Source organism: Enterobacter sp. ECC-219 (assembly GCF_043966805.1).
GTDB classification, from domain to species: domain Bacteria; phylum Pseudomonadota; class Gammaproteobacteria; order Enterobacterales; family Enterobacteriaceae; genus Enterobacter; species Enterobacter cloacae_N.
This window is the reverse complement of the sequence record NZ_CP143680.1, coordinates 663,406-687,232: the sequence shown is the minus strand read 5'-3', so window position 1 is coordinate 687,232 and position 23,827 is coordinate 663,406. Positions and strand designations below refer to the sequence as shown.

Annotated in this window: 25 protein-coding genes and 1 other annotated feature; of the genes, 7 read left to right on the top strand and 18 right to left on the bottom strand. The window is 59.0% G+C overall.

Features of this window, described 5'->3' with window-relative positions:
- Positions 1-61: 61 nt before the first annotated feature.
- Both V1603_RS03240 and V1603_RS03235 read right to left on the bottom strand, forming a co-directional pair.
- Positions 62-589, bottom strand: coding sequence for an SRPBCC domain-containing protein (locus V1603_RS03240; RefSeq protein WP_116343624.1), 528 nt, complete (start codon positions 587-589; stop codon positions 62-64).
- Positions 590-687: 98 nt separating this feature from the next.
- Positions 688-1,140 carry a DUF1198 domain-containing protein gene (locus V1603_RS03235; protein ID WP_008500140.1) on the bottom strand — a complete coding sequence of 151 codons (453 nt, stop codon included), beginning with the start codon at positions 1,138-1,140 and terminating at the stop codon, positions 688-690.
- Between the two features lie 99 nt (positions 1,141-1,239).
- On the opposite strand from V1603_RS03235, the gene V1603_RS03230 reads away from it, so the two are divergent.
- Positions 1,240-2,142: a LysR family transcriptional regulator gene (locus V1603_RS03230; protein ID WP_395313485.1), complete on the top strand. Its 903-nt coding sequence runs from the start codon at positions 1,240-1,242 to the stop codon at positions 2,140-2,142.
- On the opposite strand, the gene V1603_RS03225 is transcribed toward V1603_RS03230, so the two are convergent.
- The 8 genes from V1603_RS03225 to ivbL all read right to left on the bottom strand — a co-directional run bounded on the left by V1603_RS03225 (position 2,130) and on the right by ivbL (position 10,487).
- Positions 2,130-3,134 (bottom strand): alpha/beta fold hydrolase, encoded by a 1,005-nt coding sequence (locus tag V1603_RS03225; RefSeq protein ID WP_395313484.1) that lies wholly within the window; start codon positions 3,132-3,134, stop codon positions 2,130-2,132. The two genes, V1603_RS03230 and V1603_RS03225, sit on opposite strands and share 13 nt — an antisense overlap.
- Positions 3,135-3,282: 148 nt before the next feature.
- Complete coding sequence (uhpT, locus tag V1603_RS03220) at positions 3,283-4,680, bottom strand: hexose-6-phosphate:phosphate antiporter (RefSeq protein WP_395313483.1); 1,398 nt, start codon at positions 4,678-4,680, stop codon at positions 3,283-3,285.
- Positions 4,681-4,812: 132 nt separating this feature from the next.
- Positions 4,813-6,132 (bottom strand): MFS transporter, encoded by a 1,320-nt coding sequence (locus V1603_RS03215; protein WP_116343628.1) that lies wholly within the window; start codon positions 6,130-6,132, stop codon positions 4,813-4,815.
- Positions 6,125-7,630 carry a signal transduction histidine-protein kinase/phosphatase UhpB gene (uhpB, locus tag V1603_RS03210; protein ID WP_163329986.1) on the bottom strand — a complete coding sequence of 502 codons (1,506 nt, stop codon included), beginning with the start codon at positions 7,628-7,630 and terminating at the stop codon, positions 6,125-6,127. Before uhpB ends, V1603_RS03215 begins: the two co-directional genes overlap by 8 nt.
- Positions 7,627-8,220, bottom strand: coding sequence for a transcriptional regulator UhpA (gene uhpA / locus V1603_RS03205; RefSeq protein ID WP_116343630.1), 594 nt, complete (start codon positions 8,218-8,220; stop codon positions 7,627-7,629). Before uhpA ends, uhpB begins: the two co-directional genes overlap by 4 nt.
- Before the next feature lie 82 nt (positions 8,221-8,302).
- Positions 8,303-8,590, bottom strand: a complete 288-nt coding sequence (gene ilvN / locus V1603_RS03200) for an acetolactate synthase small subunit (RefSeq protein ID WP_010426528.1) — start codon at positions 8,588-8,590, stop codon at positions 8,303-8,305.
- 3 nt (positions 8,591-8,593) lie between these two features.
- A complete protein-coding gene (gene ilvB / locus V1603_RS03195; RefSeq protein ID WP_166709600.1) occupies positions 8,594-10,282 on the bottom strand; it encodes an acetolactate synthase large subunit in 1,689 nt (562 codons plus the stop codon).
- A 106-nt stretch (positions 10,283-10,388) separates the two neighbouring features.
- Entirely contained in the window at positions 10,389-10,487 is a 99-nt protein-coding gene (ivbL, locus tag V1603_RS03190; protein WP_057979964.1) for an ilvB operon leader peptide IvbL, read from the bottom strand.
- 522 nt (positions 10,488-11,009) lie between these two features.
- Between ivbL and tisB the strand changes: the two genes are divergently transcribed.
- The 4 genes from tisB (at position 11,010) to emrD (ending at position 13,866) form a co-directional block, all read left to right on the top strand.
- A complete protein-coding gene (tisB, locus tag V1603_RS03185; RefSeq protein ID WP_008500146.1) occupies positions 11,010-11,099 on the top strand; it encodes a type I toxin-antitoxin system toxin TisB in 90 nt (29 codons plus the stop codon).
- Positions 11,100-11,163: 64 nt separating this feature from the next.
- Positions 11,164-11,610 (top strand): GNAT family N-acetyltransferase, encoded by a 447-nt coding sequence (locus V1603_RS03180; RefSeq protein ID WP_061096693.1) that lies wholly within the window; start codon positions 11,164-11,166, stop codon positions 11,608-11,610.
- A gap of 62 nt (positions 11,611-11,672) precedes the next feature.
- Positions 11,673-12,506, top strand: a complete 834-nt coding sequence (locus V1603_RS03175; protein WP_166709596.1) for an EamA family transporter — start codon at positions 11,673-11,675, stop codon at positions 12,504-12,506.
- A gap of 175 nt (positions 12,507-12,681) precedes the next feature.
- Positions 12,682-13,866, top strand: a complete 1,185-nt coding sequence (gene emrD / locus V1603_RS03170; RefSeq protein ID WP_116343636.1) for a multidrug efflux MFS transporter EmrD — start codon at positions 12,682-12,684, stop codon at positions 13,864-13,866.
- Here the strand turns inward: emrD and V1603_RS03165 are convergent.
- Positions 13,769-14,857, bottom strand: a complete 1,089-nt coding sequence (locus tag V1603_RS03165) for a glycoside hydrolase family 5 protein (RefSeq protein ID WP_395313482.1) — start codon at positions 14,855-14,857, stop codon at positions 13,769-13,771. The two genes, emrD and V1603_RS03165, sit on opposite strands and share 98 nt — an antisense overlap.
- Positions 14,858-14,952: 95 nt before the next feature.
- Between V1603_RS03165 and dsdA the strand changes: the two genes are divergently transcribed.
- Positions 14,953-16,239 carry a D-serine ammonia-lyase gene (gene dsdA, locus V1603_RS03160; protein ID WP_395313481.1) on the top strand — a complete coding sequence of 429 codons (1,287 nt, stop codon included), beginning with the start codon at positions 14,953-14,955 and terminating at the stop codon, positions 16,237-16,239.
- A gap of 17 nt (positions 16,240-16,256) precedes the next feature.
- Here the strand turns inward: dsdA and V1603_RS03155 are convergent, their stop codons facing one another.
- The 4 genes from V1603_RS03155 to V1603_RS03140 form a co-directional block, all read right to left on the bottom strand.
- A complete protein-coding gene (locus V1603_RS03155) occupies positions 16,257-16,604 on the bottom strand; it encodes a DUF202 domain-containing protein (protein WP_395313480.1) in 348 nt (115 codons plus the stop codon).
- Positions 16,594-16,941 carry a YidH family protein gene (locus V1603_RS03150; protein ID WP_116343640.1) on the bottom strand — a complete coding sequence of 116 codons (348 nt, stop codon included), beginning with the start codon at positions 16,939-16,941 and terminating at the stop codon, positions 16,594-16,596. The genes V1603_RS03155 and V1603_RS03150 overlap by 11 nt, the downstream gene beginning before the upstream one ends.
- Positions 16,942-17,033: 92 nt before the next feature.
- Entirely contained in the window at positions 17,034-18,356 is a 1,323-nt protein-coding gene (locus tag V1603_RS03145; RefSeq protein ID WP_116343641.1) for a 6-phospho-alpha-glucosidase, read from the bottom strand.
- Positions 18,353-19,975: an alpha-glucoside-specific PTS transporter subunit IIBC gene (locus V1603_RS03140; protein ID WP_395313479.1), complete on the bottom strand. Its 1,623-nt coding sequence runs from the start codon at positions 19,973-19,975 to the stop codon at positions 18,353-18,355. Before V1603_RS03140 ends, V1603_RS03145 begins: the two co-directional genes overlap by 4 nt.
- 221 nt (positions 19,976-20,196) lie before the next feature.
- Here V1603_RS03140 and V1603_RS03135 point away from each other — a divergent pair, with 221 nt between their 5' ends.
- Positions 20,197-20,943, top strand: coding sequence for a GntR family transcriptional regulator (locus V1603_RS03135; protein ID WP_024907387.1), 747 nt, complete (start codon positions 20,197-20,199; stop codon positions 20,941-20,943).
- Here the strand turns inward: V1603_RS03135 and V1603_RS03130 are convergent.
- From V1603_RS03130 to ibpA, 3 genes are all read right to left on the bottom strand, one after another.
- Positions 20,911-22,572 carry a putative transporter gene (locus V1603_RS03130; RefSeq protein ID WP_395313478.1) on the bottom strand — a complete coding sequence of 554 codons (1,662 nt, stop codon included), beginning with the start codon at positions 22,570-22,572 and terminating at the stop codon, positions 20,911-20,913. The genes V1603_RS03135 and V1603_RS03130 overlap by 33 nt on opposite strands.
- Before the next feature lie 165 nt (positions 22,573-22,737).
- A complete protein-coding gene (gene ibpB / locus V1603_RS03125; protein WP_166709591.1) occupies positions 22,738-23,166 on the bottom strand; it encodes a small heat shock chaperone IbpB in 429 nt (142 codons plus the stop codon).
- A 136-nt stretch (positions 23,167-23,302) separates the two neighbouring features.
- Positions 23,303-23,713 carry a small heat shock chaperone IbpA gene (gene ibpA, locus V1603_RS03120; protein ID WP_116343680.1) on the bottom strand — a complete coding sequence of 137 codons (411 nt, stop codon included), beginning with the start codon at positions 23,711-23,713 and terminating at the stop codon, positions 23,303-23,305.
- Positions 23,707-23,778: a sequence feature (ROSE (Repression Of Heat Shock gene Expression) occurs in the 5'-region of heat shock genes and acts as an RNA thermometer to modulate expression.), on the bottom strand. Its footprint overlaps the gene before it by 7 nt.
- Between the last annotated feature and the right edge of the window lie 49 nt (positions 23,779-23,827).

Here is a 23,827-nt window from a genome sequence, read left to right as displayed (position 1 = left end):
TCACCTGAAGATAAAAACGTGCGGAAAAGTCGCGCAGTTTATCATCAAAAGTGTGACGAATTTAACGATTTGACAACTTTTCTTGCATCGCCGCATTCGCCAGCCCGACGATCCACTCCTGATGCCCGTTAATCATCGGATTCGGCACGGCGCGAGCAAGTTCCTGCGCTGGTGCGCCTTTCTGCGATTCCTGAGTCAGAATGCGCACTCGGTTTCCGGGCAGGTCTTCAAACAGCCAGGCGTGGATCACATCCAGACGAGAATTTGCATCCCCTTCCACCCAGCCGTGCCACGCGATACGCGCGGCTTCACCGTCCACAGGTGGAACATACTCCGTTACCTGCGCCTCAACCGGAAAGCCAAAGGTGGTAAAGCGAAAGCGAGCGTTAGCACTCAACGCCGGGCCGCTGCCGTCATGGAAACGGATATCCTCGGCGTTGCTGTAATAAGACGGCCACAGGGTGGTGTCGTTGAGCTGAGCCCAGATCTCTTTCGCGCTCAGCCCGGCGACGATGATTTCGTTAGATGCAAAGTTATCGGTAGTGCCTGGCAGGTAGTCGTTCGGCCAGATAATGGCGGATTGTTTCATGGTTCACCTCATCGTTTTAGTGGATGAGGTGATGGTGCACCCGTGAGTGGTATAAATCTAATGACGATGCTTTATACTCTTCATCACGGTTCGTGATATCAGTGCAGGTAAAACACGCCCTCTTCCGGCAGGAAGAGCTGGTTATAACGCAGTTGAAAGGCGTTAAGCTCCTGCGGGTCAGGTTCCATCTCGCGCATAAAGCCGAGGGCGAGACGGATTTGTGCATCGGTAATCGGCGCGGCCAGGCGAGCTTTACGCAGCAGGCGGTGCCAGGTATGCAGGTTCTCTTCGCTACCGTCGACAATGCAGACCTGCCAGATAAGCAGCACCTGCGCGGCGTTTTGCAGATGCGCCTCGTCCGGGCGCTCAAGGTAGCGGATAAACTCATTGCCCGGCGTTTTACCGAACTGATCGATCATCGACTCAACAGGCATTGGGGTAATGCCCAGACGCTCGCTTAAACGTTTGATGGCGCGGCGGGAATCTGAGGTCAGGACGCGAAATCCCACCACAAAGACCACGGCAAGCGTTGCCAGCATTATCCAGACCATGTGTTCTCCTTTGACTAGCCGCTCATCATAGCGGGAAACGCAGCGCGTCGACAGCGGGCGGCACCAGAATAGTGTACGGAAAAGAGGTGGAAAAACGTCATGAAAGCGGATCTTCGCACGCTGGATCTTAACCTGCTGAAAACGCTCGACGCCCTGCTGGATGAACGCAGTGTCACCCGCGCGGCGGCGCGTCTTGCCCTGACCCAGCCCGCCGTAAGCGGCATGCTCAACCGCCTGCGGGATTACTTCAACGATCCGCTCTTCATCCGCGCCCCGCATGGGATGGTGCCAACTACACGCGCTGAAGCGTTAGCCGCTCCGGTGAAGCGTATACTTGCTGATATCGACGTGCTGTTACAGCCCGTGGCTTTTGACCCGATCACCGCAACGCTCACCTTCACCCTCGCCGCGACCGACTACGCCCTGCGCGCGGTGGTCGTACCCTTTATCGCCGCCCTTAAAGTGCAGGCGCCGGGCATTCGTGTGCGCGTGGTGCCCGTGGAATCTGGTCGCCTGGTCAGCCAGCTTGAACAGGGCAGCGTTGACGTGGCGCTGATCACCCCACATACCACGCCCGATGAGCTTCACAGCCGGGCGCTTTATGATGAACGGTACGTTTGCATGATGCGCGCCGACCATCCGGATGCGGGAAAGACTATGGCGTTAGACCGATTCTGCACTCTGGAGCATGTGCTGGTCTCTTACGAAGGCGACGGTTTTCGTGGCGTTACCGATGGTGCGCTGGAGAAAATTGGCCGCATGCGGCACGTGGGGCTTTCAGTGAGCAACTTTTTGGTCCTGCCGGACGTGCTGGCTCTCAGCGAAATGATTGCCGTCGTGCCGTCACGCATAGCGGAAAACCAGACGGGGATGTTCGTGTGCGAAACGCCAGTGGCCGTACCCGGCTTTACCAAAAGTATGGCCTGGCACGGCAGAACGCACCGCAATCCCGCGCAGGCGTGGCTGCGCGGGCTGTTGCTGGAAACCAGTCAGCGAGCCTGAAGTTCCTTCAGCAGCGCCTCGTGGAAGCGTGCGGGGTCCTGCATCTGCGGCGCGTGGCCCATGTCGTTAAATTCCACCAGCGTCGCGTGCGGAATGCGCTTCGCCGTCTCTATCCCCAGCACCGCATAGTTGCCAAGCGTCTTGCGGATTTCCGGTGGGGCGAGATCTTTCCCGATGGCAGTGTTGTCCTTCGTGCCGATCATCAATAATACCGGCATCTTCAGGTCGCTAAATTCGTAGATAACCGGCTGGGTGTAGATCATGTCGTAAAGCAGCGCCGAGTTCCAGGCCACGCGCGTTTTGCCCGGCCCGTTGTTCAGCCCGGCAAGCATGGTTACCCAACGCTCGTATTCCGGCTTCCACTCCCCGGCGTAATAGGTGTTTTTCTCATACTGGCGAATGCCGTCGGCGCTGACCTTCAGCTCGCGCTGATACCACTGGTCGACCGTAATATGCGGCACGCCGCGTGCTTTCCAGTCTTCCAGGCCTATCGGATTGACCATCACCAGCTGCTCCACCTGCTGCGGCCACATCAGCGCGTAGCGGGTCGCCAGCATGCCGCCGGTCGAGTGGCCGATAACCGTCACGCGATCGACGCCGAGCGATTTGAGCAAGGCGTGGGTGTTATCCGCCAGCTGCTGGAAGGTGTACTGATACCGCTCCGGCTTGGTGGATTTACAGAAGCCGATCTGGTCGGGAGCAACCACCCGATACCCGCTGGCTGAAAGCGCGCGGATCGTGCCGTCCCAGGTACCGGCGCAGAAGTTTTTTCCGTGCATCAGCACCACGGTGCGGCCGTTAGGGTTTTCCGGCTTAACGTCCAGGTAGGCCATTTCCAGAGGCTGGTTTTGCGAGGTAAAGGCAAAGTGTTTTACCGGCCAGCCATAGTCAAAACCTTCCAGTTTCTCGCCGTAGGTAGGGTTATCCGCGGCCATCGCGGGGGACGCCAGCGCCATCAGCAGCGCCAGGCAGGACAATCGTCGGGTCAACATGCAGGTTCTCCGTTCTAAGGCTGCACGAATGGCGGCAGCAAAAACACTGTAGAGCATGGAGAGGAGCGGGTGTGTAAAGCGGGGTAAAGGTAGAGCCTGTAAATAAAAAAGCCCGGCGGTCAGCCGGGCAAAGAAGTTACCTGCACACTCAGGCCGCTTTCAATTTCTGCTTCTGCGCACGATTCTCACGGCGAATTTTACGTTCTTCCAGCACCGCTACCATCGCCATCAGGACGATACAGCCGATCGCTGCGGCATCCAGCGCCGCGAAGGTACCCGCCCAGCCGGTCAGGCCGAAAATCGGCGTGCCGTCGGCGATCATCCCCAGACCCAGCTTGGCGAAGCTGTCGCCGATAAGATAAGCGAAGGTGCCTTTAATTCCATCGGCGGCGCCGATCGCTTTTTTCGGCACGAAGCCAACTGCCGCCACGCCGATCAGCAGCTGCGGGCCAAACACCAGGAAACCGAGCGCGAACAGGGACGCCAGGTAAACGTACTGGTTGCTGGCGTGCTGGTAGACGCCGAGGGTAGCGATAATCAGCGCCAGCGCGATGCAGGCCACCAGCGCGCGACGGCCGTTGGCGAGGTCGGAGAGCCAGCCCCACAGCAGCGTGCCGACCAGCGCGCCCACTTCAAACAGGGTGAAGCCCTGAATCGCCACTTCTTTAGAAAGCTTCAGCTCCTGGAAGGCATACACCGTCGACCACTGGTCAATACCGATACGCACCACGTAGAGGAAAATGTTTGAGAAGCACAGCAGCCAGATCACTTTGTTTTTCAGCACGTACTCAACAAAAATCTGCCATTTGGACATCTCGTTTTCTTCGGTCTCTTTGTCCTCTTCGCTGATCTCCTCGCCGAACAGCTCTTCGGCTTTGCCGAGGCCGTAGGATTCCGGGGAGTCGCTGCCGAAGCGCAGGCCGATAAAGCCGACAATCAGGGCGATAATCGACGGGAAGATAAACATGCCGATCACGTGGCCGTCGAACAGGTAGTTCGCGCCAAACAGCGCCACGCCTGCCGCACCCGCCCCGCCGAGGTTGTGGGAGATGTTCCACATGCCGAGGTAGGAACCACGCTTGCGGCGCGGGGTCCATTTGGTGATGGTGGAGTAGCTGCACGACCCGCCGGTACTCTGGAAGAAACCGCTCAGGGCGTAGAAGGCGATCATCAGGAACAGGCTGACGGAGCCCGCGCCCATGCTGGCGCTGAAGCCGAGCATACAGATGGCGGAGAGGATCAGCATAAACGGCAGGAATTGCTTGGTGTTTTTGCCGTCCGCGTAGTAGGACACAACGGTTTTCCCCACGCCGTAGGTGATGGAAAAGCCCAGGCCAATCATCCCCAGCTGCGTCATGCTCAGCCCGTAGGTTGAGATCATGTCGTTCTGCGCGATGTTAAAGTTTTTGCGGATCAGGTACATGGTCAGGTAGCCGATGAAGACCACCAGATAGGACTGCATGAACGGTTTGAACCACATCTTGCGCCGCACGTCGAGCGGCAGATCCAGGGTCGGCTTGCGCACCTGATTTAAGAAGGCCAGCATGGTTGGTTTACTCCTGAGCTGATTTTTGCAGCATTGTAAAAATCAGCCGGGAGAGATGCCTGAGACAGCGTCCAGGTAAAACCGGGAAAATTTCCTAGTTTTGCGCCACTCGGGGCGAAAAGGTGAAGCGCATCACATCACACTGGCTTCGCGCGGAGCCTGCGCGTGCAGGAAAGGCAACAGCAGCAGGGCGGAAATCCCCGCCGCGATGGCGATCACCGCGAAGAACCCACTCCAGTGCCAGACGTCGATCACCCGCGCCAGCGGCCAGCCGGAGAGCGATGCGCCCAGGTAGGCAAACAGCCCGACAAAGCCCGTTGCCGCGCCTGCCGCCTCTTTGTGGGAACACTCCGCCGCCGCCATGCCGATCAGCATCTGCGGGCCAAACACGAAGAAGCCGATGGTAAAGAAGCACGCCGCCTGCATCACGTAGCTGGCGAACGGCATCAGCCACAGCGAGCCGACGGAGAGCAAAATCCCGGCGGCGAAAATCAGGTTCATCGGACCACGGTTGCCGTTGAACAGCTTGTCCGAGCCCCAGCCCGCCACCAGCGCGCCGATAAACCCGCCCAGCTCGAACATCGTCACCGCGGAGTTGGCGGTCACCAGGTCCACGCCGAGCGTCTCGGACATGTACAGATTGCCCCAGTCGTTGATGGCCGCGCGCACCACGTAGACCAGTACGTAGCAGAGCGACAGCAGCCAGATGTACGGGTTTTTCAGCACGTATCGGGTAAGGATCTCCCTGCGGGTCAGCCCCGCGCCCTCCTGCTGCTGGGCGATCTCCATCTCGTCGTGCCGCCAGTCGCCCACCGGCGGAAGGCCGACGGTTTGCGGCCTGTCGCGCAGGCGCCAGCAGAGGAACAGCCCGGCGACAATCGCCAGGCCACCGGCAATCATCATCCCCGCGCGCCAGCCGTAGTGCAGCGCCGCGGCACCCACCACCATCGGGATCAGCGCCCCGCCGACGTTATGCGCGGTGTTCCAGATTGCCCACCAGCCGCCGCGCTCGTTGCGCGAGTACCAGGCGGTAAGCAGGCGGGCACAGACCGGCGCGCCCCAGCCCTGGAAAAAGGCGTTCAGCGCCCACAGCAGGGCGAAGGCCCACAGCGAGGTGGAGAAGCCGAACAGGATGTTCACCACGCCGGTGGCGATCAGCCCAACGCCCATAAAGTAGCGCGCGTTGGAGCGATCGCTGACGATGCCCGAGAAGAACTTCGACAGGCCGTAGGTGATGTAAAACAGCGTCGCCAGCAGGCCGATATCGGTGCGCGTCATCACGCCGCTGGCGAGGATTTCCGGCGCGGCGGCGTTGAAGCTTTTGCGGGTGAAGTAGAACAGCGCGTAGCCGAGCCAGATGGTAATCAGGATATGGCGACGCCAGTAGCGGTAGCGGGCGTCGATTTCCGCTTTGTTGATTAATGGGGCTGCGCTGGCTGGGGTTTTAAACATGAGACGTCCTTAACGGCAAACTGACGCTGACGCGCGTCCCGTGGGTGCAGGAGAGGGTCAGCGTGCCGCCCAGCGCCTTCACGCGCTCGCGCATGCCCGCCAGGCCAAAGCCCTGCTGGCCGGAGCCCGGCGGCAGGCCGCAGCCGTCGTCTTCAATCACCAGCATCAGGCGCTCGTCCTGCTGCCAGCCCTGGATGGTGACCGCGCTGGCGCTGGCGTGCTTGACAATGTTGTTCAGCCCCTCCTGACAGACGCGGAACAGCGTCACGCGCTGGCCTTCGCTGAGCGAAGATTCGTTAATGCGCCAGTCGAGATGGCTGACAATACCGCGGCTTTCCAGCTCCATCTCGCGCATCAGGGAACGTACCGCCTGCTCAAGCGTAAGGTCGTCAAGCTGGCGCGGGCGCAGCCGTCCTAACAGGCGACGAACGGAATCATAGACGCCCAGCGAAAGCTGTTCGATATGCGCCCCGCCCTGCTTCACGCCCGCGTTTTCGGCCGCCAGGCGCTGAACAATGCCCGCCTGCGTGCGGATGGCGGTGATAGTCTGGCCGATATCGTCGTGCAGCTCGCGGGCCACCTCCTGCCGCACGCTCTCTTCCGTCTCCAGCAGACGCTCCGCCAGACGGCGGTTGCGCGCCAGCTCGGTTTGCAGGGACTGGTTCAGCTCGCGCAGGCGCTGAATGCCCGCCCCGAGCAGCAGCCCGGTCAGGCTCTGGGCCAGCAGGGAAAGCAGTAAATCTACGGGATGATCGTGCCAGGTCTGGCTGGCAATCAGCGCGATGGCGTTCATCAGCGTGGCGATCAGCGCCCCCTGCCAGCCGTAGTGCCAGGCCAGGGCGATAATCGGCAGCGCCAGACAAAATGGCGTGAAGCGTGAAAGCTCGGCGGGCAGGCCAAGCTGGAGCCACAGGCTCACCACAAACAGCAGCAGATACCAGATAAGGTGCCGGGCGCGCCAGTTCACCGGTTGAGAAACCAGCGCCGGGCCGAGCGGCTGCCAGACGGTGCTGGTGAGGTAGTGCCAAATAACGAGACAGGTTGGTGCCAGCGTCAGGCCGCCGGTGAGGGTCAGCAGCAGGGCGTTGAGCATCTCCTTCTCGCCAATCCACGGCAGGGATTGTAGCAACGCGGCGGCAATCAGCGCCGCCCCCTGCCGCAGCAGCGTGCGCCAGTCGCGCTGGTGGCGGTAGCGGGAAATGAGCGCGACCGGGAGAAGCGTGAGCACGCTTCCGGTCATCAATAAGGGCAGGTGCGCGAGGGCAACTTCCTGCGCCAGCCAGACCAGCATCAGCCACTCTGCGCCCAGCAAAACCGGCCAGTAGCCGCGCGGGCACTGGAGCATTAGCCCCAGACGCAGGCCGAAGGGAAACAGCAGCACCGCCAGCTCGGGGCGCTCGACAAGATGCAGGCTGATGCTCCACAGGCAGAACCAAGCGGCGGAGAAGATAAAAAAGCTGGCGACGACGGCGATCAGCCGTGAAAAAGCGGAACTCATTGCCAGCTGTCGAACATGCGGCGCGCCAGCTCGACGTCGTTGCTGACGTTGAGTTTTTCCATCAGGTTGGCGCGATGGACGTGCACGGTTTTTGGCGACAGATCCAGCTCGGCGGCAATCTCTTTCACCGACATGCCCTGCGCGAGCTTCTCCGCCACCTGACGTTCGCGTCTGGTGAGCGGATCCTGCCTTCCGGCCGCCAGCTTGACGGCGATATCCGGCGTTAAATAGCAGCCGCCGGTGGAGACGGTGCGCACCGCGGCAATAAGCTCGTCCGGGCTACAGCGTTTAGAGAGGAAGCCCCGCGCGCCCGCGTTGAGCGCCTGCTCGACCAGCGCCGGGCTGTCGTGAACCGAGAGCATGATCGTCGCCATTCCTTTCGGCAGCTGGCTTAACAGCTCCAGCCCGGAGAGATCCGGCATCGAGATGTCGCAGATACAGACCTGCACCCCGCGCCCCGGCAGGCCCGCCAGCGCCTCGCGACCAGAGCCAAACTCGGCTACGACCTGAAAATCTGGTTCGAGGTTCAGAAGCTGGGCAAAGCCGGAGCGAACGATAAGGTGATCGTCGATGAGAGCGATGGTGGTCATGTGTGTTCCTGCGGTCTGAAAAAGCCGGATGGCGCTGCGCTTATCCGGCCTACAAGAGCGAAAGACGCTTACCTTAAGCGATTTACTCGAAAAACACCGCAATTTTGTTAAACATGGTGGGATCGGACTGGTTGCGCGCCACTTTGGTGACATCTTCCAGCTTGTCGATCTGCGCCATCATCTGCTCCAGACGCTGATCGTCGTTGACCAGTAGCCAGATGCGGCTGTGCTCGCTGCCCTGAATCGGCAGACAGAGAATGCCTTCCACGTTAAACGCCCGACGGGCAAAGAGCCCGCAGACGTGGGTCATGACGCCAGGGTGGTTGCGGACGGTGAGTTCCAGAATGACGTTATCATGTTGTTTCTGCATGGCTTATTCTCCCACCATCTCAGTATTTGCCGCACCCGGCGGCACCATCGGATACACTTTTTGTTCAGGGTCGATACGCACGTGGATCAGCGCCGGGCCGGGGCGAGAAATCATCGCCTGCAGCGCCGCGTGTGCGTCTTCTTCCGCGTTCAGATCGCAGGTGTGCAGGCCAAAACCGGCGGCAATCTGCATAAAGTTAATCATCCCCGGATAGGTCGCCGCAAACACCCCCTGCTTGTAGAACAGACTCTGCTGCTGGTGCACTAGGCCCAGCGCCTCGTTGTTCATCAGGATAATTTTCACGTCTAACTGGTTTTCGGCCGCAGTCGCCATTTCCTGAATGTTCATCATCAGGCTGCCGTCGCCGGAGAAGCAGATGACCTTGCGGTCCGGATTCGCCAGCGCCGCACCCACGGCGGCGGGCAGGCCAAAGCCCATAGTGCCCAGGCCGCCGGATGTCAGCCACTGACGCGGACGGTTCAGCGGATACGCCTGGGCGGTCCACATCTGATGCTGGCCGACGTCGGTGGTGATAATCGCGCTGTCGTCCACGCAGGCGGCCACGGCGTTGATCAGCCCGTAGTGGCTCAGCGGGTCGCCTTCGGTTGGGATGGCGCCCGGGAACTCGCGCTGCAGATCCGCCACAAGCTGACGCCAGTCGGCGCGTTCGGCTGCATCGGTTTGCGGGATCAGCTGCGCCAGCACTTCGGCCACGTCGCCCTGAATCGCCACGTGCGGCTGCTTGATTTTACCCAGCTCGGCGCGGTCGATATCCACGTGAATGATTTTCGCGTTCGGGCAGAACTGCTCGGTTTTTCCAATCGCCCGGTCATCAAAACGTGCGCCCATAACAATCAGCAAATCAGCCTCTTGCAGGATGTAGTTGGTGCTGCGCGCGCCGTGCATGCCCAGCATGCCTAATGACAATGGATGTGCTTTAGGCAGCATGCCCAGCGCCATCAGGGTCATGGTGGTCGGCAGGTTGGCTTTTTCCGCAAACTGGCGGATTTCATCCGCGGCGTTAATCGCTCCGCCGCCCAGATAGAGCACCGGGCGTTTGGCGGCGTTAATCATGGCGGCGGCATCGCGCACGCTCTCAGCGCTGAATTCCGGCGCGGCCGCGCGCTCGCCCGGCTCCGGCAGCACGTCGATCTCGATCTCTGCGGTCTGGACATCCTTAGGAATGTCTATCCACACCGGGCCCGGGCGGCCTGACTGCGCAATGCGGAACGCATCGCTGATAACCTGAGGAAGCTCGGTGATATCGCGAACTAAATAGTTATGTTTGGTGATGGGGATAGAGATGCCGTAGGTGTCCACTTCCTGGAACGCATCGGTGCCGATCATGGAGGACGGTACCTGCCCGGTAATGCAGATCAGCGGAATGGAGTCGAGACGTGCGTCGGCGATGGCGGTGACCAGGTTGGTTGCGCCCGGGCCGCTGCAGGCCATACAGACCGCCGGTTTGCCCTGCGTACGCGCCATGCCCTGAGCGATAAAGCCTGCCCCCTGTTCGTGGCGCGCCAGCACGTGGCGGATCTGCGTGCTTTGGCTTAACGCATCGTACAGCGGCAGCACCGTGCCGCCAGGGATGCCCGCAACCGTGGTGATGCCCTGCCGTTCCAGCAGATGAACGATCAGCTGCGCGCCGGTAAAACGCGTCTTGGTGGATGTTGTGCCCGAACTTGCCATGCTCCAGTCCTTTTCTTCTGAGCCAGCCTTCCGGGGAGGGTCCTAAACGAAAAACCCCGCCCGGTTTGCGCCGGCGGGGTTTTGGATTCGTGTGTTGATCCAGTCCCTACGGCGCATTGCCGACGACCACCACCACACGCACGACGACCACTGCGGCTGGTTGCGCAGTTTTTAGTAGGGTCGAAGTGAAGATGGATGAAGTCATTGGGGACCTGTGTTTGGAATCATTGATGGAATTTATACAAACACAGGTTTTAGGGCGTGACAATGGAAATATTTTCATCTGCGCAAAAATGCGTCAGGGATCACGTTTCGTTTGTTGGGTGATGAAAACAAAAAACCCCGCCTAAGCGAGGTTTTTATCAGGGTTTTGCGGTTGGTTGCCGCAGAACACACTGTGTTACGTCAACGCAAAAAGTATACGCGATCGAAGACGAACGCGCAATTCCGGCACGGATTTTGACGTTTTTGAGTATGGATCACCTTCCTGATTTTGTCCAAAAAATACTGTTCATACATACAGTATTTATCTATACTGAGAGTGTTCGCAGTGAGCGAGGGGGCCGCAGTTCTACCGGCGCAACGAAGTCCTGGCTGAAACGGGTGGTGCCGTCAGTGCCTTAACCCCCTGAAGTGAGCACACTGTGTTACGTCAATCCAGGTGCTGGCAACAGGCGGCGGAAAGGTACGCCAGCATCGTGCTCCTTTTAACCAAAAGGAGACGCGTATGAGCGTAGTGGATATGGTGATACTTATCCTCAAACTCATTGTTGCAGTACTGCAACTGCTTGATGCTGTCCTGAAATTCGTTCGGTAATTCAGGTTCAAGTCGCACCTGAGAGGGGCGGGCAACCGCCCCTCTTTAATAACGAGGGAATGCTATGTCGCGTCTGTTAATTGAGCCTGTCACGCCCGATGAGCCGGGGTATATCGCCCTGAAGGCTGAAAGTATCGCATTGAATTTCAACATGCTGCGCAGGCTGGAAGAGAACTGGCTGCGGGGTGAGAACCGCTTTAACGCGCCGGGTGAAAAGCTGCTGGGCGCGTTTCTCAACGGCAGGCTGGTGGGCGTGTGTGGCCTCAACCGCGATCCGTTCAGCCAGCAGCCGCGTGCCGGGCGCATTCGCCATCTCTACGTCAGCGAGAAGTGCCGCGGGCTGGGCATTGGCAAACAGCTTTTAACCGTGGTGATGGCCGATGCCAGCATCTGGTTTGATTTCCTGAATACCCACGCGCCGGACAGCGCGTACGGATTTTACAATCGAGCCGGTTTTACGCTGGTCTCGGACGAACCGCGGGTGACGCATCGCCTTTTTTGTGCAGTGTAACCGGCTGGCGGCATCAGGATGTGAATGTTACAGTTGAGTGACAACTCACCACCCGATACGCCATGACCATCACCGTTTTCTGCATTTTGCTTTTCGCCGCACTGCTGCATGCCAGCTGGAACGCCATCGTTAAAGCCGGAACGGACAAGCTCTACTCTGCGATCGGCGTTAGCGGCTCAGCCGCGATTATTGCCCTGATTTTATTGCCCTTCTCAACACAGCCATCTGCAGAGAGCTGGCCGTTTTTGATCGTCTCCTGCGCCTTACAGGTGGTCTACACCGTGCTGGTAGCGAAGACCTATCAGGTCTCTGACATGAGCCAGACTTACCCGCTGATGCGCGGCACCGCCCCGCTGCTGGTGGCGCTGATTAGCGTGCTGGTGCTCGGCGATCGTCTCTCCTGGCTTGCCTGGTCCGGCATTGGCGTAATCTGCCTGTCGATTCTGGCGATGGCGATGAATGGCCGCATGCAGTCACGCAGGGGGATCTGGCTGGCGCTGCTGAACGCCTGTTTTATCGCCGGGTATACGCTGGTGGACGGCACCGGCGTGCGGCTGTCGGATACCGCGCTGGGCTACACGCTCTGGACCTTCTTTATGAACGGCTTCTGCATGCTCGGCTGGGCGATGGTGGCACGTCGGCGCGAGGCGTCCGGCTACCTGCGCCTGCACTGGAAAAAGGGGTTGCTCGGCGGCGTTGGCACTATGGGCTCTTACGGTCTGGCCCTCTGGGCAATGACGCAGGCACCGCTGGCGGTGGTCGCGGCGCTGCGTGAAACCTCCGTTCTTTTCGGGGCGCTGATCGCGTTTGTCCTTTTAAAAGAGAAGGTTGCGGGCCTGCGCATCGCGGCGGCGCTGGGCATTGCAGCCGGAGCCATTCTGCTGCGCCTGGCGTAAATTACTGGCAACATTAGTTGCCGTTCTTGTTTACAAATCCTGCCTTTACCGGTTTTTTGATTCACCACGACAATGCTTAAATTGTCATCTTACTGTGGTAGATTCCTCGCGCATTTATGGGAATGCGTAGTCACTTATTCTTCATTTTCCTCTTTTGGCAAAAGTATTCAGCGACATGAAAAAGCAACGGAACGTTAACTTATTGTTGATGCTGGTGTTACTGGTGGCCGTCGGTCAGATGGCGCAAACGATCTACATTCCGGCGATCGCCGACATGGCAAAGGAACTGAACGTCCGCGAGGGTGCGGTGCAGAGCGTGATGGCAGCGTACCTGCTGACCTATGGCGTTTCACAGCTCTTCTACGGCCCGCTCTCCGACCGCGTCGGGCGTCGTCCGGTGATCCTGGTAGGCATGAGCATTTTCATGGTGGCGACGGTGATTGCCATTACCACGCACAGCCTGACCGTGCTGATTGCCGCCAGCGCCCTGCAGGGCGTTGGGACGGGTGTCGGCGGGGTGATGGCGCGAACCTTACCGCGCGATATGTATCAGGGCACCCAGCTCCGCCACGCCAACAGCCTGTTAAATATGGGCATTCTGGTCAGCCCGCTGCTGGCCCCGCTGATTGGCGGCCTGCTGGACACGATGTGGTCCTGGCGCGCCTGCTACGCCTTCCTGCTGGTACTGTGCATCATTGTCACCTTCAGCATGGCGCGCTGGATGCCGGAAACCCGCCCAAAAGACGCGCCGCGCACCAGGCTTATCGCCAGCTACAAAACGCTGTTCGGCAACGGTGCGTTTACCTGCTACCTGCTGATGCTGATCGGCGGCCTGGCGGGCATTGCGGTGTTTGAAGCCTGCTCCGGCGTGCTGCTGGGTGCGGGTCTTGGCCTGAGCAGCATGGTGGTGAGCATTCTGTTTATTCTGCCGATCCCGGCGGCGTTCTTCGGCGCGTGGTTTGCCGGGCGTCAGAACAAGCGCTTCTCCACCCTGATGTGGCAGGCCGTAATTAGCTGTCTGCTGGCGGGTCTGATGATGTGGATCCCAGGGCTGTTTGGCGTGATGACGGTCTGGACGCTGCTGATTCCGGCAGCGCTGTTCTTCTTCGGCGCGGGAATGCTGTTCCCGCTCGCCACCAGCGGCGCGATGGAGCCGTTCCCGTTCCTCGCAGGCACGGCAGGCGCGCTGGTGGGCGGTTTGCAGAACATCGGTTCCGGCGCGCTGGCCTGGCTCTCCGCCATGATGCCGCAGACCGGGCAGGCTAGTTTGGGCCTGCTGATGACGCTGATGGGGCTGCTGATTTTACTGTGCTGGCTGCCGCTGGCGTCGCGTGTTCCGCATCACGAGCAGCCGGTTTAACCGCATGATGGCCCGGCTTCTCGCCGGGCTTTTCACAGACGGGCGCAATCATCGCCTGCAATAACGGCTCTGGTGCTGGCCGCCAGGCTCCCTCTTCCCCGTCGTAAAACTGGAAATCCGCGTTAAGCGCATACGGGATTTTCGCCTTTTGCAGCTCGCAGGCCATAAAAGTGGCGAAGGCCATTTGCGAGGCGGTGGGCGTAAGACGGCTTGACTCCCCCACGCCCCAGCCTCCGACCCAGCTGACGTGCCCGGTTTTTTGCTGCCAGCGCAGCGCGGTGCTGATGCGGTTACGGATAGCCGCCTTCTCCGCCGCCGTGCCGGACGTCCACGGGTATTTACCGCTATTTTTCAGCGGCCCCCACGGGAAAATATGCCATTCCGCCAGCAGGTAGTTTTGACTGTGCGCAGGCAGCTTCAGGCCGGATAAATCTTCCGGCGCGGCACGCAGGCGCGGCGCAATGAAAATCATGCGCTGCGGGTCTATGTCGTGGATCGCTTTAATGGTTTTTTCATACACGCGGTTTAGCGACGCGAGGTTGTGGTTAAGCTTGTCGGCTGGCTCATAAATGAGATCAAAACCCAGCAGCGGGTAGCTCTGACCGAAATAGTGCGCCACGGCAATCCACCAGTTGATCGTCTCTTTCTCGTTATCGGCTTTGGGGTCGTTTTTATATTCATCAGCCTGATAAGCGATAATCGGGATCACGCCATACTGCTCGCAGGCTTCCACCAGCTTGCGCAGGTGGATCAGCCGCGCTTCCGTCGGCTCATCGGCGACGCGAATGCGCACGTGGGTAATGCCTTTTGCACGAAAATCCCGTACCACCAGCGGGTCGAATTCGCGTATGCCGCGCTCGGTGCGCGCCCAGTCCACATCCATCCCGACGCCCAGCTGCTGCGCATAACGGGCAGCCGTCAGCGGCGGCTCGGCGGCAATGGCCCAGCCGGAAGAGATCAGTAACGCGGTAGCAATAAGAGGCTTTAGCACGGTTTACCCTGGATAAATCGAAAGCATTACCTGTATTTAGCACGCTTTTTCACATTTGGTGTAGAGTCAGAACGAACTAATTGTTGAGAAAAATTATGAACGCAACGGCCATCAATACACTCATCGCACAGTTTCCTCTGGTTGAGGATCTGATTCCCCTGAAAGAAACCACCTGGCTTAACCCGCGCACCACGACGCTTGCGGAAGGATTGCCGTACGTCGGGCTGACCAAAGCCGACGTGGACGACGCCCACGCGCGCCTGAAACGCTTCGCGCCGTATCTGGCGAAAGCCTTCCCGGAAACGGCGGCAACGGGCGGGATTATCGAGTCCGAGCTGGTTGCTATTCCGGCAATGAAAAAACGGCTGGAGAAAGAATCTGGCAAGGCCATTCCCGGCACGCTGCTGCTGAAAAAAGATAGCCACCTGCCGATTTCCGGCTCGATTAAAGCGCGCGGCGGCATCTATGAAGTGCTGGCCCACGCGGAGAAGCTGGCGCTGGAAGCCGGGTTGCTGACCATCGAAGACGATTACAGCATTCTGCTGGAGCCGCGCTTTAAGGCCTTTTTCAGCCAGTACAGCATTGCGGTGGGCTCAACCGGCAACCTGGGGTTGTCTATCGGCATAATGAGCGCACGCATCGGCTTTAAAGTGACGGTACATATGTCTGCCGACGCCCGCGAGTGGAAAAAAGCCAAACTGCGCAGTCACGGCGTCATCGTCGTGGAATATGAGCAGGATTACGGCGTGGCGGTAGAGCAAGGACGAAAAGCGGCGGAAAGCGATCCGAACTGCTTCTTCATTGACGATGAAAACTCCCGCACCTTATTCCTGGGCTACGCCGTTGCAGGCGAGCGCCTGAAGGCGCAGTTTGCCGAACAGGGCCGCGTGGTGGATGCGGATCACCCGCTGTACGTCTACCTGCCGTGCGGCGTCGGCGGCGGCCCCGGTGGGGTGGCGTTTGGCCTGAAGCTGGCCTTTGGCGATAACGTCCACTGCTTCTTCGCAGAGCCAACGCACTCCCCGTGCATGCTGCTGGGCGTTTACACCGGTCTGCACGATGAAATCGCGGTGCAGGATCTGGGCATTGATAACGTGACGGCGGCGGACGGTCTGGCGGTTGGGCGCGCGTCCGGCTTCGTCGGCCGCGCGATGGAGCGACTGCTCGACGGGTTTTATACGCTTTCCGATCGGAGCATGTACGACATGCTCGGCTGGCTGACGCAGGAGGAAGGGATCCGTCTGGAACCGTCGGCGCTGGCGGGGATGGCCGGACCGGTGCGCGTTCATTCGGATGCCAGCGTTACCCACCTGGTGTGGGCAACCGGCGGCGGCATGGTGCCGGAAGACGAGATGGCGAAGTATCTGGCTAAAGGGAAGTAATTAAGCCGCCACCCGGCTTACAGGCTCAAAATTTGCTGAATATGGGTTACCGCAAACAGCAGCGACAGCGAGAGAACAGCGAGTGCGATCAGGAACTTATCCCGCACCGCTTTCGGCTGTACAAAATCGTTCTGCGCCACGTCCATCAGGTTACGGCTGCGGGTATAGCGCCATAAAATGATGGTCACCAGCGCCAGCACAATAATGGAAATCCAGAATGGCACCCCTGTACGGTGCCAGTTGTGCTTAATCGCCAGGGCAATTAGCGCGCCATACCCCAGCAGCGTGCGCAGCCAGGCGAGTGACGTCCGCTCCGGCTGCAGGCCGGGGTCCGCTTCGCGCCGAGCTTTGCGGCTATCCGGCATAGAACACCAGCACCATTACCACGCCCGCCACCGTCAGCAGAATCACGCTGATGATGAGTAACCCGCGCGTATAGGGCAGATCCTGCTTCAGACGCATCGCCTTCTCATTGCGAAGCCAGCGCAGGTAACCGTAAATCGCCAGCACGCCCGCGAACAGGCACAGCAGCAGCGCCAGCACTTCACGAATCAAGGGCGTGGCAAAATCGGGTGCGAGCTGGTCAAGGCCGACACCTGCGGCCAGAAAGCCCAGTGCGGTGCGGATCCACGCTAAAAAAGTGCGTTCATTAGCCAGAGAGAAGCGGTAGTCCGGCGCTTCGCCGAGGCGGGAAATTTTCATGGAGGTTCCTTGTCGTGCTACAGGCAGGCTTCAGCATAGCGTAAATCGACAAGGACAAGGAGACCGGCATCGGGCGATGCCGGTCAGGACGATTAATGCAGCTCTGGCCAGTACTCTTTGTTGGCCTCAATAAGGTCATCCAGAATCGCTTTCGCGACGGAGGCGCTCGGCACGGTTTTCGACAGGGTAATGGCCTGCCAGAGCTTCTGGTACGAGCGCTGCTCCCAGGCATCCACCACCAGTTTTTCCACCGCCACCTGCTGGCTCATCAACCCTTTCTGGAAGTGTGGAATATCGCCCACCGTGAGCGGCTCCGGCCCGTTATGACCCACCAGGCACGGGATCTCCACCATCGCATCGGCATCAAAGTTATGGATGGCCCCGTTGTTTGGCACAATCAGCAGCATCCGCTCCTGGGTGTTAAAAGCAATCGCCGTCGCCAGATCGACGATGTACGACGCATGTTCGTCGATTTCCAGCTCACCTGCGGAGGATTTGCCCGCTTCAATAATCGCCCGGCAGGAACTGAACACGTGCTTCTCACGGTGGTCCATGACCTCATTGGCGCGGGTGCGTTCCGGGTTGGAATGCGCAACCACGTAGTCCGGGAACAGGTAATACTTCAGGTAGGTGTTCGGCATGGTGTCCGGATCCAGCGCCTGCACGTCTTTGGCTTTGGCGAAAGTATCGTTCCAGCTCGCTTCGGTATGTGCATCTTCGGAAGGCGGAACATAGCCGTTTTTCGCCACGTATTCGCGCAGTTTTGGCATCAGATCGTTGCCGTTCAGATCCTCAATCGACGTCCACCAGCCGAAGTGGTTCAGGCCGTAGTAGCGCACGCGCATCTCTTTGCGGTCCTTCAGGCCGACAATCTGCGCCATGCGCCCTTCAATGCCGATCGGCATATCGCAGATGTTGAGAATTTTGGCGTTCGGGCGCAGGCGGCGCGTGGCTTCCGCGACAATCGCCGCCGGGTTAGAATAGTTCAGCATCCATGCGTTCGGGGAGTACTGCTCCATATAATCCACCAGCTCCAGCACGCCGCCGATGGAGCGCATGCCGTAAGAGATACCGCCCGGTCCGCAGGTTTCCTGACCCAGCACGCCGTGGCGCAGCGGAATTTTTTCATCTTTTTCGCGCATCGGGTATTTGCCCACGCGGATGTGCGCCATCACGAAATCCACATCGGTAAACGCCGCTTTAGGATCGGTGGTGTAACTGAACTCAATCTCCGGGGCCTGCTCCCTGAGGATGATTTTGCACGCTTCGGCGATGGTCTCCTGACGTGCGCCGTCGTTGTCATAGAACTTCAACGCGCGCAGCGGGAAGCGGTCACGGTTGGCTAACAGCATCAGGACGATACCAGGCGTAAAGGTGCTGCCGCCGCCTGCAATGACAACTGAGAATTTTTTCATGATATAGCCTCTGTCAGGGTGGTTTGTTCATTCGTTAAAGGAGTTTTCATTAGCGATTCCAGCTGGTCGCGCACCTGAGGAACGTGCAGGCCGACAATCACCTGAATGCCGTTGCCGCGTCGCACCACGCCGTGGGCGCCGAGGGCTTTGAAGACGTCATCGCTTTGGGTTTTCGCCATATCCACCAGCGCGATACGCAGGCGGGTGGCACAGTTATTGATGCTTTCGATGTTGGCCGCGCCGCCCAGCGCCTGCAGGAATCCGGCGGCCTGCCCGACCTGCTGGCTGGCCGCCGCCGGGGCGGTGGTTTGCCCGCGCGCCGCCTTATAGTCGGCCTTGCTGTAGAGCTTGATTTCGCTCTCTTCCCGGCCAGGCGTTTTCAGGTTCAGACGTTCGATCAGCGTTTTGAAGACCACGAAGTAGATGCCGGTGAAGCAGACGCCAATGCCGATCTGGGTGAAGACCGTCGTGGCGTGGTTATGGAACATCGGGATCCAGTTTTGCGGCAGGAACTGATCCAGCAGGCCGCCGCCCATGTTCCCTACCACGCCAAAGGCGTACATCACCGTTGCCATAGTCGCCGCCAGCACCGCATGGACGGCAAACAGCAGCGGCGAGATAAACAGGAAGGTGAACTCAAGCGGTTCGGTAATGCCCACCAGCACGGCGGTGAGTGTGGCAGGAACCAGCAGGCCCGCCACCTTGACGCGGTTTTCCGGCGATGCGGTGTACCAGATAGCAAATGCAATCCCGACCGAGCCAAACACTTTTGAGTTGCCGTGCAGCGCGAATCCGCCTTCCGGGAAGAGGGTTTTCAGCGGCAGGGTGCTCTGGCTGAACTCCTGCAGGTGCTGCGCCCAGTAGACCTGAATCCCGCCCTCCACCGCCGCCGGGCCGAAGATGAACGGACCGTAGACGAAGTGGTGCAATCCGGTTGGGATCAGAATGCGTTCCAGGAAGGTATACACCCATACGCCCAGCGCGCCGGCAGAGCGCAGAAACGCCTGCAGGGACTCGATGCCCATCTGCACTTTCGGCCAGCCCAGCAGCGTCAGCCAGGCGCAGGGGATCATGACGAAGAACGCGAGGATAACGACAAACGAGCTGCCCTGGAAAATCCCCAGAAACACCGGCAGCGGCTTGTCGAAGTAGCGGTTGTGGATGGCGGTGACAATGCCTGAAATCACAATGGCCCCGATGATGCTGGTATCGAGCGTTTTAATCCCGGCAATCATCGCCAGCCCGCTACCCGCCGTCGGTTCGGCGGAGAAGTCGACGCCGAAAAAGTGGCCCCAGGTCATCCCCATCGCGTTAATAAAGTAGTTCCAAGTCAGGAAGCTAATCAGCACCGCCAGACAGGCGCGGCCCTGCGCCTGCTTCGCCAGGCCAATCGGCAGGCCGACGGCAAAAATCAGCGGCATATTGCGAAACACCGCCCAGCCACCCTCTTCAATGATGTGAACAATCTGCGCGAAAAGATGATCGGGAGAGGTTAAGGCTTCGCCGACAAACAGCGGGTTGCGAAGCATGATGGCGATTCCCACCACGATCCCGGCGAACGGAAACAGCAATACCGGGGTAAACATGGCACCGCCAAAACGTTGTATTTGACTGAGCATTTTTAAATCCTCATGAAACAACCTGTAGGGGTAGAGGCCTTTATGGTTTTTTGCTGGCCTGAGGTGAGCATAAGAACTTACTGATGCGTGAACATGGCGTGCCGCTGCGATTCGTGATCGCATTCATGGTTTTATTTTGACCAATCAGGTCTACTTTTTGCGGTAAATATGGACATGTCGGGACACAATCCACGCCCTGATAAGGGCAGAGAGGTCTGGTGGTGATCTACAAATCTATTGCCGACAGGTTGCGGCTGCGGCTGAACTCGTCGGACTACAATATCGGCAGCCCGCTGCCCGGAGAAAAAGCGCTGGCGCAGGAGTTCGGCGTGGCGCGAATGACCATTCGAAAAGCGTTAGACCTGCTTGTGAGCTGGGGGCTGGTTGAGCGGCGGCACGGCAGCGGAACGTTTGTCTCACGCAAAGACGTACATCACGAAACCACCAACCTGACCGGGCTGGTGGAGGTGCTGCGTCAGCAGGGAAAAGAGGTGCAGAGCAAGGTGCTGCAGTTCGAAGTGATGCCCGCCCCGCCCGCCATCGCCAGCCAGCTTCGGATTCAGGTGGATGAGCGGATCTACTTCTCCCGGCGGGTACGCTACGTGGACGGGAAGCCGCTGATGCTGGAGGACAGCTTTATGCCGGTGAAGCTGTTCCGCAACCTGTCGCTGGCGCATCTTGAGGGGTCTAAGTTCGATTACATCGAGAAGGAGTGCGGGATCACCATCAGCGGCAACTACGAAAGCCTGACGCCGGTGCTGGCAGATAAAACGCTGGCCGGTTATATGAACCTGCCGGAACAGACGCCGCTGCTGCGCATTACCTCTCTTTCCTACAGCGACAGCGGCGAGTTCCTCAATTATTCCGTGATGTTCCGAAATACCAGCGATTACCAGGTGGACTACCATCTGCGGCGCATCCACCCGGACGATCTGCTAGCCCATCCCCCAGAACAGCACCGCCAGTAGCTGCGGGGTGATGATGCGCAGAAACATCACCAGCGGGTAGACGGTGGCATAGGAGAGCGCGGCCGCGCCGCTGGTGGCGTGCAGGTTGTTGGCAAAGGCCAGCGCGGGCGGATCGGTCATGGAGCCTGCCAGCATGCCGCACAGGGTCAGATAGTTCATTTTGGCGAACATCCGCGCCAGGATTGCCACCGTCAGCAGCGGAATCGCCGTGATGAAGATGCCGTAGCCGACCCAGCTCATCCCTTCGCCCTTGACCAGGGTATCGACAAAATCCCCTCCGGATTTTAGCCCGACCACCGCCAGGAACAGCACGATACCCAGCTCGCGCAGCGCCAGGTTGGCGCTCGGCGGCATAAACCAGTAGAGCTTCCCGATACAGCCGATACGCCCGAGGATCAGCGCCATAATCAGCGGCCCGCCCGCCAGGCCCAGCTTGAGCGCCACCGGGAAGCCCGGCACATACACAGGAATAGAACCGAGCAGCACGCCGAGCCCGATACCGATAAACACCGGCAGCATCTGCACCTGCTGCAGTTTCTGCTGGGCGTTACCCACCATATCCGCCACGGCGTCGATGGACGACGGGCGCCCGACCAGGTTGAGGATATCACCGAACTGCAGGCTGGCCTCCGGGCTGGCGACCAGTTCGACACCTGCACGGTTAAGTCGAGAGATCACCACGTCATAGCGCTCTTTTACCTGCAGATCGCGAATTTTTTTGCCCAGAACGTGCTCGTTAGTCACCACTACGCGCTCCACGCGCATATCGGTACCGCGGGTTGAGAGCGAGGTATCCACTTCCTGACCAATCACCAGCCGCGCGTTATTTAAATCCCCCGGCTGGCCGACCAGGTGCAGCAGATCGCCTTGCTGAATGACGGTGCCAGGCGCAGGCACCATCAGCATATCGTCACGCTTAAGGCGGGAGCAGATGATATTGGCACTGTTCAGGATCGGTACGTCCTGAATCGCCATATTGTTCAGATTGGGGTTATCGACGCGAATGTTGATGGTTTTGATCGGCATATGGCCGTTGGTAAGCGTGGTTTCGTGATCTTTTGCCTCTGTTTCGACGTTAATGCGAAACAGGACGCGTACCAGCCACATGGAAAGCAGAATGCCGCAAATACCAAACGGATAGGCCATGGCGTAGCTCATCCCCATTTGGTCGACAATGCCGGACTCAATGCCCAAATCGCGCAGGATTTGCTGCCCGGCACCGAGCGCCGGCGTGTTGGTGACCGCCCCGGAGAAAATGCCCAGCACCACGGGCAGCGGGATAGCAAAGATTTTGTGCAGGATCGCGGTGACCAGCCCACCCATTACCACAATGCCGAGGGCAAACAGGTTTAGCCGTAGCCCGGAGACGCGCAGGGAAGCGAAAAAGCCCGGCCCTACCTGAATCCCGATGGTGTAGACGAAGAGGATCAGGCCGAACTCCTGAGTAAAGTGGAGCATTTCGGCGCTGAGAACCAGCCCGAGCTTGTCGGCGAAGTGTCCGACAAAAATGCCGCCAAACAGCACCCCGCCTATCCCAAACCCGACGCCGCGAATTTTGATATTCCCTATCCACAGGCCAACAACAGCGACCAGGGCCAACACGCTTACGGTTAACGCGATATCACTCATGATCCACTTCCTTGGCATAACCTTAGTTATGCTAAGGATTCTCTCAGAGCCGGGGGCGGTTGTATGGGCGATGGCGCACAAAAAAGCCCTGCCGGGGCAGGGCTTTATCTTTTCACCCTCTCCCTGTGGGAGAGGGCCGAGGTGAGGGCATCAGCCCGCACACTATTAGCTATTCAACGCCGGGCGCTCGCTAATGGCGATACGCTGCGGCGCGATGGCCTCCGGTACGTTACGGATCAGGTCGATATTCAACAGCCCGTTAGTAAACGTCGCACCGGACACTTCCATATGGTCTGCCAGGGTAAAGCTCAGGCTAAACGGCTGATTAACCAGCCCCTGATGCAGCCACCGGGTCTCAGCCTCTTGTTTTTCCGGCGACCCCTTCACGGTCAGGCGAGTGCCTTCAAGCTGGATGTCCAGATCGTCCTGGCGGAAACCGGCCAGCGCAAGGGTAATGCGATAGTGGTTATCGTCGCTTTTTTCGATGTTGTACGGCGGAAACGTCTGTTGCTCGGTGGTGCTTTGCAGGGCGTTAGCCAGCTTGTCAAAACCAATCCACTGACGCAGCAGGGGGGATAAATCATAGTTACGCATACTAAATCTCCTTCTGAGAAGCGAGTTCGGCACAGTTTAATTTTGTGCGCAGTTGTTCCTGCAAATCCTGATGGATTCGCATATGCTCCCGTTACGGCAAGCAAGTCCGGGTGGGCCGCTCACGCGACCCGCGTAATTAGTTAATTTCGATACGGCGCGGTTTTTTCTCTTCCGGAATCACACGTTCCAGTTCGATAAACAGCAGGCCGTTGACCAGGTTCGCGCCTTTAACGTGAATGTTCTCGGCTAACTGGAACTTGCGTTCAAAGTTGCGCTCGGCGATGCCCTGATAAAGGTAGGTACGTTCTTTCTGCTCGGCCGTATGGGAACCTTTCACCACCAGCAGGTTGTCCTGCGCGGTGATCTCCAGTTCGTGTTCTGCAAAACCGGCGACGGCAATGGCGATGCGATAGTGGTTTTCGTCAACCAGCTCAACATTGTATGGAGGGTAGCCGTTGCTCTGGCTTTGGTTATTTTCTAAATGGTTAAACAGGCGATCAAAACCAATTGCAGAACGGTATAGCGGAGAAAGATCGAAGTTACGCATAAATAAAACTCCTGAAATCAGCGAGAAATTGTAGCCTTCCACCATGGACAGGCCTTTGCGCCCCCGAACACCCATCAGGCGTGCTCGTTATCGGGCCACATTCTTAAAATGGGT

Excerpts from the sequence above, each read along its gene's own strand:
- tisB (WP_008500146.1), top strand. The coding sequence starts at position 11,010 with ATGAGCGTAGTGGATATGGTGATACTTATCCTCAAACTCATTGTTGCA.
- ilvN (WP_010426528.1), bottom strand. The coding sequence starts at position 8,590 with ATGCAGAAACAACATGATAACGTCATTCTGGAACTCACCGTCCGCAAC.
- emrD (WP_116343636.1), top strand. The coding sequence starts at position 12,682 with ATGAAAAAGCAACGGAACGTTAACTTATTGTTGATGCTGGTGTTACTG.
- V1603_RS03215 (WP_116343628.1), bottom strand. The coding sequence starts at position 6,132 with ATGTTTAAAACCCCAGCCAGCGCAGCCCCATTAATCAACAAAGCGGAA.
- V1603_RS03235 (WP_008500140.1), bottom strand. The coding sequence starts at position 1,140 with ATGGTCTGGATAATGCTGGCAACGCTTGCCGTGGTCTTTGTGGTGGGA.
- V1603_RS03180 (WP_061096693.1), top strand. The coding sequence starts at position 11,164 with ATGTCGCGTCTGTTAATTGAGCCTGTCACGCCCGATGAGCCGGGGTAT.
- ivbL (WP_057979964.1), bottom strand. The coding sequence starts at position 10,487 with ATGACTTCATCCATCTTCACTTCGACCCTACTAAAAACTGCGCAACCA.
- uhpT (WP_395313483.1), bottom strand. The coding sequence starts at position 4,680 with ATGCTGGCCTTCTTAAATCAGGTGCGCAAGCCGACCCTGGATCTGCCG.
- V1603_RS03130 (WP_395313478.1), bottom strand. The coding sequence starts at position 22,572 with ATGAGTGATATCGCGTTAACCGTAAGCGTGTTGGCCCTGGTCGCTGTT.
- V1603_RS03240 (WP_116343624.1), bottom strand. The coding sequence starts at position 589 with ATGAAACAATCCGCCATTATCTGGCCGAACGACTACCTGCCAGGCACT.
- ilvB (WP_166709600.1), bottom strand. The coding sequence starts at position 10,282 with ATGGCAAGTTCGGGCACAACATCCACCAAGACGCGTTTTACCGGCGCG.
- V1603_RS03230 (WP_395313485.1), top strand. The coding sequence starts at position 1,240 with ATGAAAGCGGATCTTCGCACGCTGGATCTTAACCTGCTGAAAACGCTC.
- uhpA (WP_116343630.1), bottom strand. The coding sequence starts at position 8,220 with ATGACCACCATCGCTCTCATCGACGATCACCTTATCGTTCGCTCCGGC.
- V1603_RS03225 (WP_395313484.1), bottom strand. The coding sequence starts at position 3,134 with ATGTTGACCCGACGATTGTCCTGCCTGGCGCTGCTGATGGCGCTGGCG.
- V1603_RS03145 (WP_116343641.1), bottom strand. The coding sequence starts at position 18,356 with ATGAAAAAATTCTCAGTTGTCATTGCAGGCGGCGGCAGCACCTTTACG.
- ibpB (WP_166709591.1), bottom strand. The coding sequence starts at position 23,166 with ATGCGTAACTATGATTTATCCCCCCTGCTGCGTCAGTGGATTGGTTTT.
- V1603_RS03150 (WP_116343640.1), bottom strand. The coding sequence starts at position 16,941 with ATGAAAATTTCCCGCCTCGGCGAAGCGCCGGACTACCGCTTCTCTCTG.
- dsdA (WP_395313481.1), top strand. The coding sequence starts at position 14,953 with ATGAACGCAACGGCCATCAATACACTCATCGCACAGTTTCCTCTGGTT.
- V1603_RS03155 (WP_395313480.1), bottom strand. The coding sequence starts at position 16,604 with ATGCCGGATAGCCGCAAAGCTCGGCGCGAAGCGGACCCCGGCCTGCAG.
- V1603_RS03175 (WP_166709596.1), top strand. The coding sequence starts at position 11,673 with ATGACCATCACCGTTTTCTGCATTTTGCTTTTCGCCGCACTGCTGCAT.
- ibpA (WP_116343680.1), bottom strand. The coding sequence starts at position 23,713 with ATGCGTAACTTCGATCTTTCTCCGCTATACCGTTCTGCAATTGGTTTT.
- uhpB (WP_163329986.1), bottom strand. The coding sequence starts at position 7,630 with ATGAGTTCCGCTTTTTCACGGCTGATCGCCGTCGTCGCCAGCTTTTTT.
- V1603_RS03140 (WP_395313479.1), bottom strand. The coding sequence starts at position 19,975 with ATGCTCAGTCAAATACAACGTTTTGGCGGTGCCATGTTTACCCCGGTA.